The following is a 20,844-nucleotide window of genomic DNA, read 5'->3' on the forward strand; positions in this document are numbered from 1 at the left end:
TAGAGATGAAACAATTGAAACTTATTTGGGATTTTCGCGGTCCAGTGGCTGCTCAGACGGCTGCACATCACGTTATACATTTGAAAGAGTACGCTTCTGCAAAAGCGTTAAAAAACACCTTGTCTGGTACCGAAACACAAAATGATATGCACACCCTCGCTTATCTGGTAGTAGATGAAGTAGATATGCCACCTGTAAGAGACGACTTGAAGCCTCATAGAGGACAGCTATACATCCAAAATTAAGTTAATGGCACAGAAATTGTTTTTGGAACTTATATATTTGCCGGCATTGACGCCAAAATTTAAATCTTATACAATGAAAAAAATTATGTTATGTGTTGTGGTACTGTTTATAACCGCTGCAACATTTGCCCAGACTAAAGTAGGAACAATTGACCCTGAGTTCATTATTTCAAAAATGCCAGAACTTGCTCAATCTCAAGAAGCCCTTAAGGTTTACAACCAAGACCTTGAAAAGCAACTTACCGATAAGATCGCTACTTATGAAGCTGCTCTTAAAGCTGCAAATGAAACTTTTACCACATTATCTGATGAGGCAAAAAACGCAAAGCAAACAGAACTTACAGGAATGGAGAATGACATTCAGAAATTTCGTGCAAATGGAGCTCAGCTTATACAGTTAAAGCAGTCTGAACTGCTCAACCCACTTTACAATAAAATATCGGAGGCACTCTCTGTGGTGGCAAAAGAGCAATCTTTTACACAAGTCCTCACCATAGGAAACAACAATAATCTTGCATATGCTGATCCTGCTTTTGATCTTACAAATGCAGTAATGGCAAAATTAGGCATCGCTACAGAATAATCTGTTATACCTTAATTATAAAGGGCCGCAAATGCGGCCCTTTTTTTATGACTTGAATATGGTAATTACTTTTAATTATCTAATATATTTTTAATATTAGGTTTGAAGTAGTTAGGACCCTTCAAAACTTTTCCATCCTCGCGAAATATGGGTTTACCGTCTTCACCCAGCTTACTCATATTACTACGTTGTATTTCATTAAACACCTCAACAATCTTATCCTGCATCCCGTGTTCTATGATTGTCCCGCATAATATATAGAGCATATCACCTAGGGCATCTGCCACCTCTACAAGATCGCCATCATTTGCCGCTTCAAGGTACTCCTCGTTTTCTTCTTTCATAAGATTATATCGGAGCAGGTTCTTTGCTTTTGGTAAATTTGCGGTAGGTTCGTTCTCTATCCCGAGCCCAAAAGAGCTATGAAACTTATGTACAGCGGCTATTTTATCTTTCATATCAAACTGGTGTAAATTTTATTGAGTAATCCGCTTTCGCGAAAGCGTAATTTTTATATCCTTAATCGTATTTTTGAAACCTCTAAAATAGGTAAAAATGTTCAGTACGGGTCAATGGGTATTTGTAGTCTTCTTTATCGTGGCATTTGTCGCGATTATCATCTTTTCATACCGAAAAGATGCAAACCTTCACCGTAAAAACTATAAAGGCAGTAAGTGGGTTCTCTTAGGTTTCTTAGGGTTTATAGCACTTCTTGTCTTTTTGAAATTTATCCTAAAGCACTAGTACGATTGTAGTGTTATCGAGGCAGTTCGTCTATTTTATTTTTATTACTTGTAAAAAAAGGATAATTTATCTGTGCAATATACCCAGTATTGGGTATGGTGTATATTAGCATAAATGCCCATTTTTGAAATATGAGTTCAAACGATCTTCAATTCTACTGCTTTCTAGGAATGGATCATCAAGCGCAGCCCCTAAATTCATATTGGTGCTGGGCCGCCTGCCTATCTAAAATGATTAAGGGATTAAATTCGTCTTCTCAAATCGGTACGGCCCAATGTGAAATTGTAAGTCATTACATTCATTCTTTTAATTCCCATAATCTCATAACCGATGATAATTATTGTTGCTCAGAAGACGGCGCAATGAGAACACCGTGCAATATCCCAATAGCTCAAGATCACCTCTGTGATGTTTTTAGAAACGGTGGCTTTGAAACCGAGGAAATAAATGATCTTGAAATCTTTAATAACTATGAAACTATAGTTTCTATTCTCAAAACCTTTAATGCTCCTATAATTTTAAAAACACGTTTATTTCAGCAAGCGCATATGATCCTAATCACAGGATTCGGAAGCAGAAATCATTGTGATTATCTTCAGGTAGGCAACCCAGTAGACAATAATGAGAAGTATATGTTGTACGAGAACTTTCTTGCTAACATTCATATAGATAATGCTTGGACCGCAAAGGTTATAAGCGAAGAAAATCTAGAACAGGATAAAATTCTTGTAGATAAATATAAGTTTATCAAAGAGTCATTAGATTTTATACAGACTCAAAAAAATATTGAGAACCCCCAATACCGTAACCCTTGGTATTACTTAACCCATCTCAACGCTTTCAGCACACTTAAATATTATAGGGAATCTAATAATAAAGATGCCGCGCTCTTTGAGCTTGAATTACAAAATGATTTTGAGATTAATACGAATAGTTCAATTCCTATTGATAACTGCGAACCTTATGTTTATAGACATTGGCCAGTAAACTTTATGAGTATATCCCAATTTTCAGAAAGGGTTATTAATGATACAGATAGCGAAGTTATCATACTTGATGAGAAGACTGTTAAGATAAAAGATTACGGTCTTACCCTAACTTATGATGAGCAACTAGATACCGATCTAGTGACCGTTATATCAGGTCCTTTGAACTATGGTTTTGAAAAAGAAGCAATACAGTACACAACGTTTATTAGTCGACTAGAAGCCTTACCTAAACTGACTGCATTTAAAGATAACTCTGCCGCAGTAGCACAATCACAAGTAAATATTAATTTTTCTTAAATAACTTAAATATTATGTCGCATCAAAGCTTAAAATTTCCACTACAACTCATTGAAAATTCTGACTGGCAACCTATAGCAGGTACTCAAGATCACGGTACATTCTATATGATATATATCAAATTTAAATCCGTAAAAACAGAGGAGAATAATTTTGGAGTAGAAGTCCAAAAAATAGAGTGCGATGTGCGCTTACAAAATTTTAAAGGTAGTATTACTATGGGACTAGTCGGCAATCCTACAATCCAGGTACTATCACCTGAGGAGCGAGCTGCAAAGGTAAATACTTTTGACCCCGATGCTTTTATAGCAATAACTGTTGCCCCATTTCATAAAAATGATTTTATAAAGAATGTTATCTTGCAGACGGAGTATAAACTAACTGCTGGAATGGTGATTGAAACAAAGTACCAGCTGCAAGACCCTCCTCAAACCATACAGGATTTTGATAATAACGCTAAGAAGTTTTTTGATATTAATGATCCAGATAATTCTGCATATGTAAATCCCGTTTACTTTGAGAGAGATGGAGATGAATATCTTGAGATAGCAACAAAAACTTGGAATACCCAACAACCGTTTCAGAGCAGGTCAGGCATAGGAGGTAGTCCTTGGGGTATATGTTTCCCAAATTTCTCTGTGATACTTGACAACTAATGCGTCTAAAAAATCTTAGATACCATATTTCGCTTATTTTAATCTTAGCGTCTATATCACTCTCCTTTGGACAGAATGTCCTTGGAGAGTTTTTTCAGTATAGTCAAAATGGATATTTTGTTAAAGCACAAAATACGCTTGCAGAGATTAAAGATCAAGAATTGAATGAGGTACTACGATATCATTTAGACATTTTAAAAATTGGACCAAATACTAGGCTCCTAGATGATGTTTCAAAGTATACCCATCCAGAATCCAAAATTATATGTAAAATTAACAATGGTATTATAGAATTTGCCTACTTAGGTAATGAATTAAAATCCTTTCAACTACTTAGGCAAGCTCTAGAAGAAAGTATGGCACTAAACAATCGTGTCTTAGCCTGTGAGAGCCTTAAGTATATATTAGAAATTTATGAAAGATTTCATTTTGCAGCCGAAGACATTAGTTACACATACTTCATAGATACCTATAAACAACTAGCCTATAATGAGGTCGAATACAACATCGCACAATTTTATGACTATAGAATAACGCAGCGATTTCAATTTAAAAATCCAGAAATCGTTATCGACAAATACAAAAAATTAAAAAATAGCCTAGAAAAATTATCCTCCCCTATTTACGCCATACGCCGGGATAACACACATTTTGTCCATCATCTCCAGTACTCAGGAAATAAGGATAGTGCTTACTTTTATATAAACAGAGCACTCGACTCCCTAAAAGCCCCACGCGGCTTTTTTGAGAAAGAACGACTTATCGCTACTCAAATAAATCTTGCCGCCTACTTAATAGATGCAAATAAGGTTAAACAAGGACTAGATGTTTTAAACAAACTCAATATTCCTGAAGATGGGTTTCTTAATCAATCATTACATCGTTTTGCTGTCTATAGGGAACATCTCGCTTACAAAAAATTAGGAGATAGTCTTTCCAGCTTTAAGTATATGAATGAGTTTCTAAATGAAGAACTGAAATTAAATCAGACCAAGAATATTCAAATCATTTCAGAATATGAGACCAAATACCAAACCGCACAAAAAGAAAAACAAATCATCGCCGAAAAAGCTGATAAAGAGCGTAATCTCAACATAGCAATAGGACTGGCATTCCTTCTTATACTCTTAACCATAATAGGAGTACTCCTATATCGCAACTCAAAGCGCAATGAGCGCATTGCAGAGCAGGAAAAAGCCATTCAAATTCAAAAAACAGAAAAAGCATTAAAGGAAAAAGAAATAGAAACTATAAACGCAATGGTTTCTGGTCAGGAAAAAGAACGGCAGCGTCTCGCTGGCGAATTGCACGATAACTTGGGAGGTACCCTAGCAGCACTTAAAATGCATGTGGGAAATATTGAAAATACAATAGAACAAGGGAAAAGCCCCACCCTATCGCTAGCAAAAATGACAACACTCTTAAGCGCAGCTTACACTCAAGTAAGAGGCATAGCCCACGAAAAAAATAGTGGGGTTATGGCTAAAAATGGACTCCTACCTGCTATCGAAAAACTAGCCAATACTATTTCTAGTAGTCAGGGATTACAAATTGAAGTTCAAGACTTCGGATTAGAAGATAGATTAAGTAATGATCTAGAGATTACTATTTTTAGAATCATTCAGGAGCTCATTACAAATATTATAAAACACTCAAATGCCACAGAAGCGACCGTATCCCTAACGCAACACGACAAAGAACTTAATATAATGGTAGAGGACAACGGAGTTGGGTTTAAAGTAGGTAAACTCACCAGTAGTAATGGCATGGGACTAGGCAGCATAGAGCGGCGTGTAGAACATCTAGAGGGCACTATGGAAGTAGATTCCTCTCCAGGAAAAGGAACTAACATTATAATAGACATACCCTTATGATCACAATAGTAATAGGCGAAGATCATCAAGCAATTATAGACGGCATGGTACTGCTGCTCCAATATGATAAGAACATCAGTATTATAGATACTGCAAATGATGGTAAAGCCCTGCTTGATATTGTGCTACAAAAAAGGCCCGACGTGGTAATTACGGATATCAGAATGCCCGTTATGGACGGAATTGCAGTCACTCGCGCTATTAAAGAGCAATTACCTAACACTAAGATTGTTGCATTCTCAATGTTTGATCAAGATGATGCTTTTCTCCAAATGCACGAGGCAGGCGTATCAGGATATATTTTAAAAAACAGTCCTCTAGAAGAGGTGCGTAAAGCAGTCATAGCGGTCCATGCTGGAAAGGAGTATTATGATAGCGGTATAGACGAACGTTTATATGATAACGCTTTCGCGAAAGCAAAAACAACAAAATCAGTACTCTCAAAAAGTGAACGAGAAATCCTGAACCTCATCGCCCAAAACAAAACCTCTTCAGAAATCGCCGAAATAAGGTTTACGGCAGTCTCTACTGTCGAAAAACACCGCAAAAATATGATTCGAAAACTGGGCCTAAGCGGCAAAGGAGAACTTCTAAAATATGCCATCCAGCGCAAATACGAATTCAACTAAACAGTAATTATAAAATACCCATTTTCGGGTATTTTTTTGCCTTCTCCCCGTAAGTATCTTGCGGTATGGATTTTACGCAAAAAATAATTAACCTCATTAAAAAGGCACAAGAAGTAAATTGCGCCATTAGTCTATCTACCACCATTGCAATTGCACAAGAGTATCGGGATATTACAGATCACCCAGAACTTATAGACAAAGTATTGTCGCTCATCTTAGTGTACGACAAGCAAAAAAAGAACATCGACAGACTTAGTAGCCGAGAATCCCAAATTTTTAACCTTATTGGGATGGGATTTACAACAAAGGTTATTGCAAAAATTCTCAAAATAAGCGAAGCCACAGTAAGCACACACCGTAAAAATATTATCAAAAAATTACAGATATCCGGAGTTGGTCAGCTCAAAAATGTCGCACTACGTTACCATCAGGAGTAGTAACAATACCCTTTATTGGGTATGGTGTTGCCTCCATTCATCCTATACATTAGCAATCCAAACTTAACTTTATGAATCTAAAATTACTTTTTTTAAGTCTCATCTGTGCAGCAACATTACAAGCACAATCATTTAAAGGATTGGGATCAAGCAATTATGCCGGAATCCACGGAGCCATTTATAATCCAGCACAAATTGCGGCATCACCTTATACATTCGATTTTAATCTAGTATCTGTTTATGCGACCGCAGGTAGTGACTATTTTGGAATAGACCTAGGTAGTATTACAGACCAAAGCGAGGGATTTGACTTTGAGGATGCCAGCAAGCAATTCCCAAAAGATGATAATAATTTCTTTTTAAATACCGATGTCGTTGGCCCATCATTTATGTTTAACCTGAGCCCAAAAAGCTCCATTGGTATTATCACCAGAGCACGTGGGATGTTTAATCTGAACAATATTAGTGGAGAACTGTATGAGGATATAAGTGACAACTTTGACGAAGATGAAGATTTTGAGGCAAATTCAGAAAACTTTAGCGGTACCGTGCATGCATGGGCAGAAATAGGTCTGACTTACGGTTATGTAGTAAGTAAGAGCGATAACCACGCTTTAAAAGTAGGAGCTACTGTAAAGTACCTTCAGGGAGCTGGAAGTTTGTTCCTAGCATCAGACAGTATTGATGCGGTACACGATGCCAGCGAAACTTCCCTTACAAGTACGGGAGATTTATCTTACGGCACGACTGTAGATTTTGACAACGATGATATTAGTTTTGACAATCTTACTTCTGGTTTTGGGCTTGACATTGGGTTCGTATATGAATCTAAGAAGGATAGCCTATCTACAGATAAGGGTTGGAAAATAGGAGTTTCGATTAATGACATAGGTAATATTAACTACAAGGATACAGAGACTACGGTGTACAACCTTAATCAAACTGTAGATACCGCCATTTTTGACGACGAAGATTTAGAACAAGTGCTCGAAGATAATTATGATGGGCAAACCAGCGTGGGTGCTACAAAAGTAGGTTTGCCCACATCTGCTCACATCTTTGCAGATTATAACATCCATAAAAGATTATATATCGGTCTCGAATCTTCTATATCTTTAGTAAATCGCGATAAGACTAACGCAAATCGCATTTATAGTTATGCTACGCTCAATCCTCGTCTAGAGATGAAGTGGCTTGCGGTGTATAGTCCTATTACGGTACAGCAATATACAGGACTATCCTGGGGAGCAGGAGTAAAATTAGGACCACTTACAATAGGTTCAGGTTCCATTTTGACCAATCTTTTATCCGATTCTTCAAAAGCTACAGACGTTTACGTAGGTCTGAAAGTACCGTTTTTTAAACGCTCATAAAGATTGTTTGTTTATTTCTTGTTTAGCCGGGAAGCGCATTTGGAAAATTCCGAATGCGCTTCTCTTTTATCTCAAAGAGTAATTTTCTCTTATACAAAATGCTCACTCCTTACTTGATGGTCTGTATGATATCTCTAATGTCATTCTCTCATAAAATATAACCACTATTGGGTATTGTTTTAAGTTAAGCCTAAAATTATTTTTGATTTAAATTTAAAACTTACTAATTATGAAGAAAATTTTATTTACAATTTTATGCGTAGGAACATTTATAGCTACGCAAGCTCAAGAATTTAATTTCGGAGCTAAAGCTGGTGTAAACCTTGCATCTATAGGCGGTGATGATACAGATGACCTAGACGGTAGGACATCTTTCCACCTTGGACTTACGGGGACGTATATGCTTTCTGAGCAATTTGCACTTCAGGGAGAACTTCTCTATTCTTCGGTAGGGGCAAAATTCGAAGAGAATGGGGATGGCTTTAGCGGTGAATCTGTAACCAAATTGGATTATTTAAGTATCCCACTATTAGGAAGATTTTTTGTAACTGAAGGTTTTAGCCTTGAAGCGGGTCCACAAATCAGTTTGTTGCTTTCTGCAAAGGAAGAGTTTGACTTTTCTGATTCCTTTGAAGGTGAAGTTATTTCAGAATCTGGTGAAGAAGATGTAGACGAGTTTATTAACGGTCTTGATCTAGGCTTTGCTTTAGGAACAACATACGAGCTTGATATGGGTGTATTCTTAAGCGCTCGTTATGTTTTAGGACTTTCTAATATTAATGATTTTGATGATGATGATGGGGATGATTTTAAAAATCAAAACAATGTTCTGCAAGTTTCTGTAGGTTATAAGTTCTAGTAGCGTTTAAAAAAATAAAAAAGGCCCAGTAAAAATTATTTTTACAGGGCCTCTTTTTATGTTGTGACTTCTAATATTACATCTTAAATAAAGGCTTCCCTCCCATCATAGTATTTACTTCTTGAGCCACATTCTCGAGAACTTCTTCATTATCGTGATGCTCAATCGCCTTGTCTATAAAGTTTGCGATGGTTAGCATATCATCTTCTTTAAGTCCACGTGTTGTCACAGCAGAAGTTCCTATACGGATTCCTGAAGTTACAAAAGGTGACCTATCGTCAAAGGGCACCATATTTTTATTTACCGTAATATCTGCTTTTCCTAAGGCTTCTTCGGCAGCTTTTCCTGTTACGTTTTTATTGCGCAGGTCTATAAGCATCATATGATTATCAGTCCCGCCAGAAATAATATCGTAACCTTTCAAGATTAGTGCATCTGCAAGAATCGACGCATTCTTCTTAACCTGAACCATATAATGTAGGAACTCGTCTGTAAGTGCCTCCCCAAAAGCAATTGCCTTTGCTGCAATGATATGCTCTAGTGGTCCACCTTGATTTCCTGGGAAAATCCCGCTGTCTAATAAAGAAGACATCATCCTGAGGTTTCCGTTCTTTAATTTGATTCCGAAAGGGTTCTCAAAATCTTTACCCATTAGTATCATTCCGCCACGAGGGCCTCTTAATGTTTTGTGTGTCGTTGTCGTTACCACGTGACAATGTGGTAGTGGGTCTGCGATGATTCCTTTGGCAATAAGACCGGCTGGATGGGCCATATCTGCAAGGAGGATGGCGCCTACTTTGTCTGCAATTTCGCGAAAGCGGGCATAATCAATCTCACGAGAGTATGCAGAGGCACCTGCAATGATCATTTTTGGTTTTTCGCGCAAAGCGATTTCTTCTATTTTATCGTAATCTAGTCTTCCAGTAGCTTCCTCTACGCCATAAAATACCGGGTTGTAAAGGCGTCCAGAAAAGTTTACTGGTGATCCGTGCGTTAAGTGACCACCGTGTGATAAGTCAAAACCTAAAAAGGTGTCTCCAGGCTTTAAACACGCGTGAAAAACAGCTGTATTAGCTTGTGAACCAGAATGTGGCTGTACGTTTGCATATTCGGCACCAAAAAGCTCTTTTGCGCGCTCGATAGCAATAGTCTCGACCTCATCTACTACCTCACAACCGCCATAATAGCGTTTTCCAGGGTAACCTTCGGCATATTTATTTGTGAGTACAGAGCCTGCCGCTTCCATCACTTGGTCGCTTACAAAATTCTCCGAAGCTATTAATTCTAGTCCGTTGAGCTGTCTCTGGTGTTCTTCTTTAATAAGGTCAAAAATGGCAGTATCGCGTTGCATAAAAATAGGATTTGTTAAAGTGCTGTAAAAATAAGCATATACATTGGTAGACATCTGATAAATTCTATCTTTGAGTAACACATTTACAAACATTTTATCAAGAATTGCTATGCCATTAACCGCTAACGACCCAAATAAAAAGACCTGGCTTGATACGCCTAAAAACACGGACTTCCCCATCCAGAACATCCCCTTTGGTGTGTTTCTTACTCGAGATGATGTTATTACTATAGGAACTCGTATAGGTGATTATGCCATAGATCTCGGGGCATTGCACCAGTTGGGATACTTTGAAGGTATTCCACTTACAGACGATATATTTCTTCAGGATACCCTAAATGATTTTATTGCAGATGGCCGCAAGACTTGGCGTCTAGTGCGTAATCGAATCTCTGAAATTTTTGAGGAAAATAATGCCGCTTTGCGCGAAAATGAAGCCCACCGCGAGACTGTTATTTTTAAAATGGAAGAGGTCGAGATGCAACTGCCGGTGCAAATAGGCGATTACACAGATTTTTACAGTAGTATAGAGCACGCAACAAACGTAGGAACAATGTTCCGTGGTGAAGAAAACGCCTTGATGCCTAACTGGTTGCACCTTCCCGTAGCTTATCACGGAAGAAGTAGTTCAATCATTCCATCTGGAATACCGGTGCATCGCCCTAATGGTCAGAAATTACCTAATGGAGCCACAGAACCCATCTTTGGCCCATCGCGATTAGTAGATTTTGAACTGGAAATGGCGTTTATCACTACAGATGCAAATAATCTAGGAGAACCTATATCTACCAAAAATGCAGAAGAAAATATATTTGGAATGGTCCTTTTTAATGACTGGAGTGCTCGAGATATTCAGAAATGGGAATATGTACCATTAGGACCCTTCCTTGCAAAGAATTTTGCCTCATCTATCTCACCTTGGATAGTAACATTAGATGCTCTTGAGCCCTTCCGCACGGAAAGTCCAAAACCTAAAAAGAAGCTCTTGCCTTATTTGCAATATGAAGGAAAGAAAAGTTTTGATATAAAATTAGAAGTTGCCATACAACCGGAAAACAAGGTAGAAACGGTAGTGACAAAGTCTAACTTTAAATATATGTACTGGAATATGAGCCAGCAACTCGCGCACCATACTGTAAATGGATGTCCTGTAAACGCTGGAGATATGATGGGAACAGGAACACTATCTGGTCCTACTGAGGATTCTTATGGATCTATGCTTGAATTATCGTGGCGAGGGGAGAAACCTGTGAAACTCAAAGAAGGTGGAGACCGCAAATTTATAGAAGATAATGATACGGTTATTATACGCGGATATTCTAAATCTAAAGAATACCCGAGAATAGGCTTCGGAGAGGTTTCTACTAAGCTGTTACCTGTTTTTAAGGCTAAGAAAAAATAACGGCAGTTGCAATTTGCAGTTGCAGTAAAAAGTGAGAAGTGGTAGTGAAAATGCTGACACTTCTCCAAAACCTTAGGTGCGGTTGTTTTCTAGTTTCTGTAATTATTCTTTTACAAAAAATAGATGAAATGATATTACATAACAAAAGTCAGAGTTGCGGAATTCTTTCCTCACCTCTGACTTTAATAAGCTTTTGATTCTTTGACATTTTAGTTTAAGAGCGTAAAAAGCTATGTAAACAATACCGATAACAACACAGCAACGGCAAACTTAATTTGCCACTTCACTCATAAACTTAATGCGATATAGACGTAATTCTTCATCATCATAATCACCATCAAATTCTTCTAAGGCCGCTTCAATCTTGTCTGTTTCGGCTTCCATAAAGTACTCGTGAAGCTCCTCTTGCTGGTCTTCGTCTAATAGATCATCTATCCAATAATCAATATTAAGCTTTGTACCACTAAAGACAATAGCCTCCATTTCCTTTATGAAATCATTCATATCCTTCCCTTTTGCAGCGGCGATATCATCTAATGGTAATTTTCTATCTACGTTTTGAATGATATATAGTTTTAAACCACTATTTGCCCCAGTACTTTTTACTACTAGATCATCAGGTCTGACAATATCATTCTCCTCTACGTACTGAGTAATTAATTTTAAAAATGGTTTTCCATATTTTTTTGCCTTGCCATCGCCTACCCCGTGTACAGAGCCTAGCTCCTCTAGCGTGATAGGATATTTAATTGCCATATCATTAAGCGATGGATCCTGAAATATTACAAATGGAGGCACGTCGAGTTTCTTTGCCTCTTTCTTGCGCAAGTCTTTCAGTAACGCAATAAGTTGTTTATCTGTCTCGGCAATTCCTTTTGAGGAAACTATGGTGTTGTCTGTGTTTTCGTCAAAAATGTGGTCATCTGCCATCATAAAAGACTCAGGATTTTTAATAAAATTATGACCCTTGTCTGTCAGCTTTACAACACCGTAGGTTTCTATATCTTTTCTTATAAACCCAGCGACAATAGCTTGACGCAGTAGAGCGTGCCAGTAAGCTTTATCTCTGGCACTTCCTGAACCGAAAAAGGGTTGTTCGTGCGTTTTATGTGAGCTAATGATAGCATTTTCTTTTCCTAACATTGTAAAAACAATGTCCTTACTCTTATAAATTTCATTAGTCCCTTGCACTACCTTTAAAAGTGATAACAATTCATCTTGAGCCTCGTGTTTTTTCTTAGGGAAGCGCATATTATCATCTAGCATCCCTCCTTCTCCAGTCTCATTGTCATAATGCTCTCCAAAGTAATGAAGGATAAATTTTCTTCTAGAAATACTTGTCTCGCAATACGCGACTACTTCTTGAAGGAGGGCGTGCCCAATTTCTTGTTCGGCAATAGGCTTGCCACTCATAAATTTCTCGAGTTTCTCAATATCCTTGTAGGCATAAAATGCAAGGCAATGCCCTTCTCCTCCATCTCTTCCCGCTCTTCCGGTCTCCTGATAGTAACTCTCGATACTCTTAGGAATATCGTGGTGTATGACAAACCGTACGTCTGGTTTATCTATTCCCATACCAAAAGCAATAGTTGCTACAACCACGTCCACATCTTCCATCAGAAATTCATCTTGATGGCGCACACGCGTTTTTGCATCGAGTCCTGCGTGATAAGGCACCGCTTTAAGTCCGTTTACCTGCAACGTTTGTGCAAGCTCTTCTACTCGCTTGCGCGAAAGACAATAAATAATCCCACTCTTCCCCTCGTTCTGTTTTACAAACCGAATGATATCTGAATCTACATCCTTAGTCTTAGGACGAATCTCATAATACAGATTAGGTCTATTAAAGGAGGCTTTAAATGTATTTGCGTTCTGAATACCAAGGTTCTTAAGAATATCTTCTTGTACCTTAGGTGTTGCTGTTGCAGTAACAGCTATAATTGGGATAGAATCATCTATACGTTTTATAATGCTACGCAGATTTCGGTATTCTGGCCTGAAGTCGTGCCCCCACTCTGAGATACAATGCGCTTCATCTATAGCAAGGAAAGATATTTTAACCGAGCGTAAAAACTCAGCATTTTCTTCTTTTGTTAAGGATTCTGGCGCTACATAAAGTAATTTTGTTACACCACTAGTTATATCCTCCTTTACGGTTTTGATTTCATTTTTAGTAAGTGAGGAGTTGAGCACGTGAGCAATCCCGTGATCTTCGGAAATACCGCGTATAGCATCTACCTGATTTTTCATCAGGGCAATGAGTGGCGAAACCACAATAGCCGTGCCTTCTGCAATCAACGCTGGTAACTGATAACACAGCGATTTACCACCTCCAGTAGGCATAATCACAAAAGTGTTATGACCTCCTACGATACTTCTAATCACTTCTTCTTGCAGCCCTTTAAACTGACTGAATCCAAAGTATTTTTTTAATGATTTGTGTAAGTCTAATTCTTCTGAACTCATCTATTGTAGGTCAATTTTACATACCTTTGCTTACCTAAATATACATATTTCCTAACGTTAAACAAACTTAAAGAAAGCCAAGTTTTGAACGGAACTATACTTCACACCACTAGCAAGTTATATGTCGTACTTATAAAAAACGAGTCAGGTACTGCAAATACTCGTTTAGGTAATCATTACCCATTTAATCACGCTGGCATCAATGGCTAAAAAAGTTAAAAAAAATCCAGATGAAATGTCGTTTCTGGACCACTTAGAAGAATTGCGCTGGCATCTCATAAGAAGCACTATTGCAATTGTAGTTATAGGTATTATCGTTTTTGTCTTTAGGAGATTTCTTTTTGATGTAATTATCTTTGGACCATCTTATCCTGATTTTATCTCTTACGATGTGCTTTGCCGTATTTCTACCTTTTTTGGGTTAGATAAAGGATGCATTGGTGATGGAGATATGGACTTTATTATCCAGAGTAGGAAAGTTGCTGGGCAGTTTAGCGTCGCCATCTGGACCTCGATTACAGCTGGGTTTATTATAGGCTTCCCGTACATATTGTATGAATTTTGGCGTTTCATCTCCCCAGGCCTTTATGAGAATGAACGTAAATATTCGAAAGGATTTATTTTTGTTGCTTCCTTCTTATTCTTTTTAGGAGTACTTTTTGGATACTTTGTGATTGCACCGCTTTCTATAAATTTTTTGGCCTCTTTCAGTATTTCGGAAGTGGTAAGTAATGAGTTTGATATAGATTCCTATATCGGGTTGGTAAGGGCATCTATTCTCGCTGCTGGACTTATTTTTGAGCTTCCTATTATTGTATTTTTTCTGAGTAAAATAGGGCTTATAACTCCAGAATTTATGAGAAAAAACCGTAAGTATGCCCTTGTACTCGTGTTAGTAACCGCGGCCATTATTACTCCACCAGATATATCGACACAAGTTATTGTAGCGATCCCAATATTGATACTTTATGAAGTAAGTATTTATATCTCGCGATTTGTAGTGCGTAGAGAAGAAAAACGACTCAAGAGACAACAAGCCTCTCAATAATAATAAAAGCTGGATGTGAAGGTGTAGGAGTACGCTTTCGCGAAAGCGCAAAAAAACAAAAATAAATATGAGTTCAGATATAAAAGAATTTAATGACTACCGTTCTAAAATGAACGATAAGCTGCTGGGAGATAATAATAAAATTATCAAGAGGATTTTTAACCTAGACACTAATGCTTTTTCTGCAGGAGCGCTGGATGTAAAGACCAAAGAATTGCTAGGACTTATTGCCTCTACCGTACTGCGCTGCGATGACTGCGTGAAGTATCACTTGGAAAGTTGTTATAATGAAGGGGTCACTAAAGAAGAAGTGATGGAAACACTAAGCATAGGAACGCTCGTGGGCGGAACCATTGTTATACCACACTTACGCCGTGCTTATGAGTATTGGGAGGCGCTGGAAAATCAAAACGATTAATGAATGGCGGTTTTTACAAAAAAACGTGTCAGGCAATTTGGCCAGCTTATAATTATTTACGCAGGAGTTCAAATTGCCTATTACAGCATAGCTCAAGACGAGATTAACTGGATGTCCATAATAATATCATCCCTTTTTTATGGTATTATAATGACAGCCCTATTTGCACGGGCGTACTCAAATACTAAGAATAGTTAAATAAAAACAGGGGCGCCCGCCTATTTTTCAGCTTTCCACTATATTTACGGTACTATGAAATTACGTGCAGAAAACTTAATGAAATCTTACAAAGGCCGGAAGGTTGTTAAGAGCATTTCGGTAGAAGTTAATCAAGGAGAGATCGTAGGGTTACTAGGACCTAATGGCGCTGGAAAAACTACTTCTTTTTATATGATTGTGGGACTTGTAAAACCTAATGGCGGTCAGATCTTTTTAGACGATAAGGAGATCACCACCTACCCTATGTATAAAAGGGCGCAAAATGGGATAGGATATCTCGCTCAGGAAGCTTCAGTTTTTAGGAAACTCAGTATAGAAGATAATATTCTGAGCGTGCTTCAGCTCACAAAGCTCTCTAAAAAAGAGCAACTTATGAAAATGGAGGAGCTCATCGAGGAGTTTAGTCTAGGGCATATCCGTAAAAGCCGCGGAGACTTACTCTCAGGAGGTGAGCGTCGTCGTACAGAGATTGCGCGCGCACTTGCTACTTCTCCTAGTTTTATACTTCTAGACGAACCTTTTGCAGGGGTAGACCCCGTTGCGGTTGAGGATATACAACGTATTGTAGCACAACTCAAAAATAAAAACATCGGGATATTAATTACAGACCATAATGTACAAGAAACGCTTGCTATTACGGACAGGACGTACCTTATGTTTGAAGGGAGTATCCTTAAGCACGGAGAACCAGAAGAACTCGCGGCAGATGAAATGGTACGTAAAGTGTATTTAGGTCAAAACTTTGAGTTGCGTAAAAAGAAAATATTTGATTGATATTGGAAGATGGAAGCTAAATAATCTATCTTAAATCTAAAATCACCTCTTTTTTTGTCAAATCATTTCCTTATTTGTTCTTTAAGGGCTTAGATTAAAAAATAATAAAACTGACTCCCCTACTGACCTATGATATTAGCAGCATTACAAAACAGAAGTGAGCATAAATGCGAGCTTTGCTCAAACCCAAAAAGTCTTAATATTCATATTGTAGCTCCAGAAACGAGAGAAGCATTAGAATATGCAACCTTAATTTGTGAAACTTGTCAATTACAGATTACCAATCCAGAGGAGGCAGATCCTAACCATTGGCGTTGTCTTAATGATAGTGTTTGGAACCCTGAACCAGCAGTACAGGTTTTAGCTTGGCGTATGCTCAAGCATCTTAAAAATCAAGACTGGACACGTGACCTTCTTGATATGATGTATATAGAAGATGATACACTCGCTTGGGCAAAACGTGGCTACCAAGACCTAGATACAATTGTAAAGCACCGTGACAGTAACGGAACAATTTTAGAGGCGGGTGATGATGTTTCTTTAATTAAAGACCTCGATGTAAAAGGTGGAGGAAACTTTACTGCAAAACGCGGTACGGTTGTACGACGCATCTCACTTGTGCACGATAATCCAGAACATATTGAGGGTAAAGTGGAAGGTGTTCATCTAGTGATTTTAACCAAGTTTGTAAAGAAGAGTAATTAGTGTCTAGTGTCTAGTGTCTAGTGTCTAGTGTCTAGTGTCTAGTGTCTAGTGTAATTTAAAAATTGGGGTAGTCAAACGAATGAGTCGCCATAGGCAATCGCGAAAACTGAGAGGAGCGTGAGCGACGTACTCTTCACTTTTTACTTAATACTTACTTACTGCCCGCGATAATACACTACTGTACTTATAGTTTTTAGGACAATACTTAGATCCATAAAGAGGTTTCTATGTTTTATATAGTAGAGGTCATACTGTAATTTTTCTAGCGCATGTTCTTCACTACTAGCATAACTTCCCATTACTTGAGCCCAGCCGGTTAATCCAGGCTTTACCACGTGGCGGGTTTCATAAAAAGGGATTTGCCTTGAGAGCTCTCTTACAAAAACTGGGCGTTCAGGTCTTGGACCTATTACGCTCATTTCTCCGAAAAATACATTAAAAAATTGTGGAACTTCGTCTATACGGGATTTACGGAGGAACTTACCAAATTTCGTAATACGTGCATCATTTTTTTGAGCCCATACAGCTCCAGCTTTTTCTGCATCTGTAACCATAGTACGCAATTTTATAATCTTGAACGCGCGTCCGTTTTTCCCTATACGCTGCTGCGTATAAAACAAAGGACCTCGATTTGCAACCAGATTTATTACAATTATAAACGGCGACAGCACTAAGAAAAACGCAATTCCCACAAGAGAAGCAAATATGTCAAAGAGCCTGTGAAAAAACTTGTAAAACTTGTTCTGATTGCTTCGGCTAAATGGGAAATAGCGATAAAAATCTTTATCTACGTGTTGTACGGGAATACGCTGGGTGATTTCTTCATAAACTTGCATATACTCTCGTATGGGAAAACCAGATTCCAATAAATTTATAAGCTGGTTATAGAGTTCTACCTTTACACCACTTGTATAATCTGAGGCAACCACAATCTCAGATATACCATTGTCCATTACTGTAGACACTAGATTTTCAATAGGATATTGCTCTACATCTACATTCAGCATTTCTGGGACCACCGTATTAGAGGTATTAATATATCCAGCTACGCGATAATTAGGGTCTGCTCCCTCAAGATTTGAAATGATTTTTACAATATCAAAGGAATCCCCAACAACAAGCACACGTTTAAAAAATCGCGGAGAAGAAATAAGAGAAATATATAACCAACGCCAGATTAAAATTCCTACTGTCATAGCTAGGAAGAAATAGATAATCTGAAGCCTATTTTCTGGGAGAACTGGAGTGTAAAAAGGTGTAAGCAAATAGAAAAGTACGGTTACAGAAACGGTCAGGATTGTATTTTTCAATATAGTTTGAAATCGGCTCGCGGCTTTGAGGTCGTATATTTCAAAAATAGTCCCAAAAATAGTGAGATACCCAGCAAGGACCAGGGGCCAAACCCAATGTGCGTCGTTGATAATAAAGTAGTCAAAATCAAAGAAATTACCGACTAGCTGCAATGCGCCAAAAACGAAAACCATATCCATAATGCGCAAAAGCACCTTGCGTTCTGAAATTTCAAAGTGTATGTCTGAAAGGATAGCCATAGGGGTTGGTATGGCACAAAGATATTAGATTTTAAAGGATAACAGTTCGTTCCACTTCATTTTGATAGTTTGCCAGTCAAAACCTTCGGCAACAGTTCTAGCCCTTAATGAGATACGATGTGCAAATTCTGGTTGTGTTATCATTAATGCAATACCAGCCACGCAAGCATTAACATCACCTTTAGGAATGAGTACTGCTGTACTGTCGTTTTCTAGCAGGTATGGAATACCGCCTACCTCTGTAGAAATTATGGGCAAACCTAAAGCCATTGCTTCTATGACGCTTACGGGTGTGTTGTCAAAATTTGTAGTATTCAAGAATATGTCACATTCAGCAGATAGTGTAATCCATTCTTTCTTAGATAATTTACCGGTAAAGGTGACGGGGAGTTTTTTCGCTTTCGCGAAAGCGAGACATTCGGCATAACTCTCATCTTTTTCGGGTCCTACCATACAAAGCGTTGCCTCTGGAAAATCCTTGAGTAATTTCTCCAGTACCTCGAGTGCCATCTTCGGGTTATAAATATGCGCAAAGGATCGTACCCACAGGAGTTTCGGAGCAACAATACTGCGTTCTTTAAAGGGATAGAGGTCTATCTCAATAGTATTTGGGATGTGTGTGATGTTTGAGAAGCCCGCTTTTACAAAAGCGTGATATAAATATTTGCTAGGTGCAATATTCATTCTCGCACCGCCAAATAGTTTCTGTGCGCTCCTTGTACTTTTAGCAAGTCGCTCAGGAAGATTCCCGCCGTGCAGTATGGGGAAATAGGGAATATGAAACGTACGGCACAACTGAGCCACGTTAACTGCATAAAAATAGTTTGTCGTGCTATACGTATCAATAAGCACGGCATCTACTCTATTTCTAAATTGAAAAACACTCCAAAGCATATCTAACAAACGCAACGCTTTGTTACGCTTGTTTGAAGTTACTACAACATCATATCCCTCTGACCTCAGCAATGTACTAAGTGTATCTATGGTAGTTACCGTAATCCCTTTATGTGATAATGCGTTTCCTACGTAGAGGAGTTTTTTTCTTTTCATGAACAACATTTAAGAGACAAAGTGCATAAATAAAGGCGGGTGCCGCGATACGCATCGAAGAGTGATTTATGGTAAGAAACCAAAAGCCTAGAGCAGCGTAAAAGAGGTAGTTGCGTCTGTTTTTATAGCGATAAACTAGGGGATAAAGTATTAGAATAAACAAAATGACCAATCCGAGAATGCCGTGCTCTGATAAGAGCCTACTTACCTCATTGTGCGAGGCGGCATAAATTCCAGTAGTTTCCTCGCGGTATTCCTTTATTTTCCCCACTCCCAACCCTGTCAAAGGATTTTCGTAAAAAGCCGAGAGTTCTGACTCAAGCAACTCGGCCCTCCCAGTTGTAATATCACTCTTAAGCCTTCCTGCAGCATCTCTATTTGTATATCTCTTATTGATAAGCCCATTAGTTTGAAAAGAGCTATAAGCCGCTGCGCCTACAAAAACAACCGACAAAACGATTAAGTAGGTAACCATCTTCCTGCGTGCTTGACCTCGAGAGCCTGCGAAATAAATTAACATAAAAGCAAAGCTCACCACGAGTCCTGTAATCACACCCCCACGAGAGAAAGTTATAATTCCCTTATACAACATAAACCCAGTAATGACCAAGTGAACAAGAAACAGTATCTTATTTCTACTGTTTATGATAAGTTGAACCAAGGCTACGAACATTCCTAGCCCCAAGACCGTAGATACTTGGTTAGGCCCGAAACCTCCCGTAGCGGCATAGTTTGCTCCCGTACTTCTCAAAGATTCTCTCAAATCTGGTGTTCCAAGAGTTATGTAGATAGCCATCGCGATTATAGGAAGTAAAATCCACCTAGTTAAATCAGACAGCTGTCTGTAGGTCAGCTTTCTATCTATGCAATAAAGTGCAGATAGCCCTAAACATATAGGACCACTAAGATTAAAAAAAATGGCTTTTTTTACATCAGTACCAAAATTGAGATTCATTGCAGCGATCAAAATACTGGGAAGTAATAAAAAAATATAAAACCAATAAACGCCTGATTTTCTGCTAGTACCGCTTAAGACAAGACCAATGAGCAAAAAAGTAATCACAGAGTATTTACCAGCTTCATATATAGGAACGGCTCGAGTCATTCTAAACAATACTTCGGCCCCAGTCATATATGCGGCAGCCATAAGTGCCTCATTATTTCTATTTCCAGAT

At 38.2% G+C, this 20,844-nt stretch carries 21 protein-coding genes; 15 read left to right on the top strand and 6 right to left on the bottom strand.

What is annotated here, in order from left to right:
* Positions 1-5: 5 nt before the first annotated feature.
* Positions 6-245, top strand: a complete 240-nt coding sequence (locus EAX61_RS11595) for a hypothetical protein (RefSeq protein WP_121917862.1) — start codon at positions 6-8, stop codon at positions 243-245.
* 73 nt (positions 246-318) lie between these two features.
* Positions 319-828 carry an OmpH/Skp family outer membrane protein gene (locus EAX61_RS11600; protein WP_161555223.1) on the top strand — a complete coding sequence of 170 codons (510 nt, stop codon included), beginning with the start codon at positions 319-321 and terminating at the stop codon, positions 826-828.
* A gap of 71 nt (positions 829-899) precedes the next feature.
* On the opposite strand, the gene EAX61_RS11605 is transcribed toward EAX61_RS11600, so the two are convergent.
* On the bottom strand, positions 900-1,286 hold the full coding sequence (locus EAX61_RS11605; RefSeq protein WP_121917864.1) for a pyrophosphohydrolase domain-containing protein: 387 nt from the start codon (positions 1,284-1,286) through the stop codon (positions 900-902).
* 417 nt (positions 1,287-1,703) lie between these two features.
* Between EAX61_RS11605 and EAX61_RS11615 the strand changes: the two genes are divergently transcribed.
* The 7 genes from EAX61_RS11615 (at position 1,704) to EAX61_RS11645 (ending at position 8,686) form a co-directional block, all read left to right on the top strand.
* On the top strand, positions 1,704-2,858 hold the full coding sequence (locus EAX61_RS11615; protein ID WP_121917866.1) for a papain-like cysteine protease family protein: 1,155 nt from the start codon (positions 1,704-1,706) through the stop codon (positions 2,856-2,858).
* 14 nt (positions 2,859-2,872) lie between these two features.
* Positions 2,873-3,514, top strand: coding sequence for a hypothetical protein (locus EAX61_RS11620; protein ID WP_121917867.1), 642 nt, complete (start codon positions 2,873-2,875; stop codon positions 3,512-3,514).
* Positions 3,514-5,388, top strand: a complete 1,875-nt coding sequence (locus tag EAX61_RS11625; protein WP_121917868.1) for a sensor histidine kinase — start codon at positions 3,514-3,516, stop codon at positions 5,386-5,388. The genes EAX61_RS11620 and EAX61_RS11625 overlap by 1 nt, the downstream gene beginning before the upstream one ends.
* Positions 5,385-6,017, top strand: coding sequence for a response regulator transcription factor (locus tag EAX61_RS11630; RefSeq protein WP_121917869.1), 633 nt, complete (start codon positions 5,385-5,387; stop codon positions 6,015-6,017). Before EAX61_RS11625 ends, EAX61_RS11630 begins: the two co-directional genes overlap by 4 nt.
* A gap of 65 nt (positions 6,018-6,082) precedes the next feature.
* Positions 6,083-6,454: a LuxR C-terminal-related transcriptional regulator gene (locus EAX61_RS11635; RefSeq protein ID WP_121917870.1), complete on the top strand. Its 372-nt coding sequence runs from the start codon at positions 6,083-6,085 to the stop codon at positions 6,452-6,454.
* Between the two features lie 71 nt (positions 6,455-6,525).
* Positions 6,526-7,827: a DUF5723 family protein gene (locus EAX61_RS11640; protein WP_121917871.1), complete on the top strand. Its 1,302-nt coding sequence runs from the start codon at positions 6,526-6,528 to the stop codon at positions 7,825-7,827.
* A 229-nt stretch (positions 7,828-8,056) separates the two neighbouring features.
* Positions 8,057-8,686: a porin family protein gene (locus EAX61_RS11645; RefSeq protein WP_121917872.1), complete on the top strand. Its 630-nt coding sequence runs from the start codon at positions 8,057-8,059 to the stop codon at positions 8,684-8,686.
* A 76-nt stretch (positions 8,687-8,762) separates the two neighbouring features.
* Here the strand turns inward: EAX61_RS11645 and glyA are convergent, their stop codons facing one another.
* On the bottom strand, positions 8,763-10,037 hold the full coding sequence (glyA, locus tag EAX61_RS11650; protein WP_121917939.1) for a serine hydroxymethyltransferase: 1,275 nt from the start codon (positions 10,035-10,037) through the stop codon (positions 8,763-8,765).
* Between the two features lie 109 nt (positions 10,038-10,146).
* Between glyA and fahA the strand changes: the two genes are divergently transcribed.
* Positions 10,147-11,439 (top strand): fumarylacetoacetase, encoded by a 1,293-nt coding sequence (gene fahA, locus EAX61_RS11655; protein ID WP_121917873.1) that lies wholly within the window; start codon positions 10,147-10,149, stop codon positions 11,437-11,439.
* Positions 11,440-11,709: 270 nt separating this feature from the next.
* On the opposite strand, the gene EAX61_RS11660 is transcribed toward fahA, so the two are convergent.
* Entirely contained in the window at positions 11,710-13,905 is a 2,196-nt protein-coding gene (locus tag EAX61_RS11660) for an ATP-dependent DNA helicase RecQ (RefSeq protein WP_121917874.1), read from the bottom strand.
* Between the two features lie 202 nt (positions 13,906-14,107).
* Between EAX61_RS11660 and tatC the strand changes: the two genes are divergently transcribed.
* The 5 genes from tatC to EAX61_RS11685 all read left to right on the top strand — a co-directional run bounded on the left by tatC (position 14,108) and on the right by EAX61_RS11685 (position 17,069).
* Complete coding sequence (gene tatC / locus EAX61_RS11665) at positions 14,108-14,953, top strand: twin-arginine translocase subunit TatC (RefSeq protein WP_121917875.1); 846 nt, start codon at positions 14,108-14,110, stop codon at positions 14,951-14,953.
* A gap of 67 nt (positions 14,954-15,020) precedes the next feature.
* Positions 15,021-15,371, top strand: coding sequence for a carboxymuconolactone decarboxylase family protein (locus EAX61_RS11670; RefSeq protein ID WP_121917876.1), 351 nt, complete (start codon positions 15,021-15,023; stop codon positions 15,369-15,371).
* Positions 15,372-15,374: 3 nt separating this feature from the next.
* Positions 15,375-15,569 (top strand): hypothetical protein, encoded by a 195-nt coding sequence (locus EAX61_RS11675; RefSeq protein ID WP_121917877.1) that lies wholly within the window; start codon positions 15,375-15,377, stop codon positions 15,567-15,569.
* Positions 15,570-15,623: 54 nt separating this feature from the next.
* Positions 15,624-16,364: an LPS export ABC transporter ATP-binding protein gene (gene lptB / locus EAX61_RS11680; RefSeq protein ID WP_121917878.1), complete on the top strand. Its 741-nt coding sequence runs from the start codon at positions 15,624-15,626 to the stop codon at positions 16,362-16,364.
* A gap of 129 nt (positions 16,365-16,493) precedes the next feature.
* Positions 16,494-17,069: a PhnA domain-containing protein gene (locus EAX61_RS11685; RefSeq protein WP_121917879.1), complete on the top strand. Its 576-nt coding sequence runs from the start codon at positions 16,494-16,496 to the stop codon at positions 17,067-17,069.
* 155 nt (positions 17,070-17,224) lie between these two features.
* Here EAX61_RS11685 and EAX61_RS11690 read toward each other — a convergent pair whose 3' ends face one another.
* Genes EAX61_RS11690 through EAX61_RS11700 form a run of 3 tightly spaced genes read right to left on the bottom strand, consistent with a single transcriptional unit; the run spans position 17,225 to position 20,816 of the window.
* Complete coding sequence (locus tag EAX61_RS11690; RefSeq protein WP_121917880.1) at positions 17,225-18,619, bottom strand: sugar transferase; 1,395 nt, start codon at positions 18,617-18,619, stop codon at positions 17,225-17,227.
* Positions 18,620-18,643: 24 nt separating this feature from the next.
* Positions 18,644-19,669 (bottom strand): glycosyltransferase family 4 protein, encoded by a 1,026-nt coding sequence (locus EAX61_RS11695; protein WP_121917881.1) that lies wholly within the window; start codon positions 19,667-19,669, stop codon positions 18,644-18,646.
* Positions 19,623-20,816, bottom strand: coding sequence for an O-antigen ligase family protein (locus EAX61_RS11700; RefSeq protein WP_236642036.1), 1,194 nt, complete (start codon positions 20,814-20,816; stop codon positions 19,623-19,625). Before EAX61_RS11700 ends, EAX61_RS11695 begins: the two co-directional genes overlap by 47 nt.
* Positions 20,817-20,844 lie beyond the last annotated feature (28 nt).

This window comes from Dokdonia sinensis (assembly GCF_003688895.1).
GTDB lineage: Bacteria > Bacteroidota > Bacteroidia > Flavobacteriales > Flavobacteriaceae > Dokdonia > Dokdonia sinensis.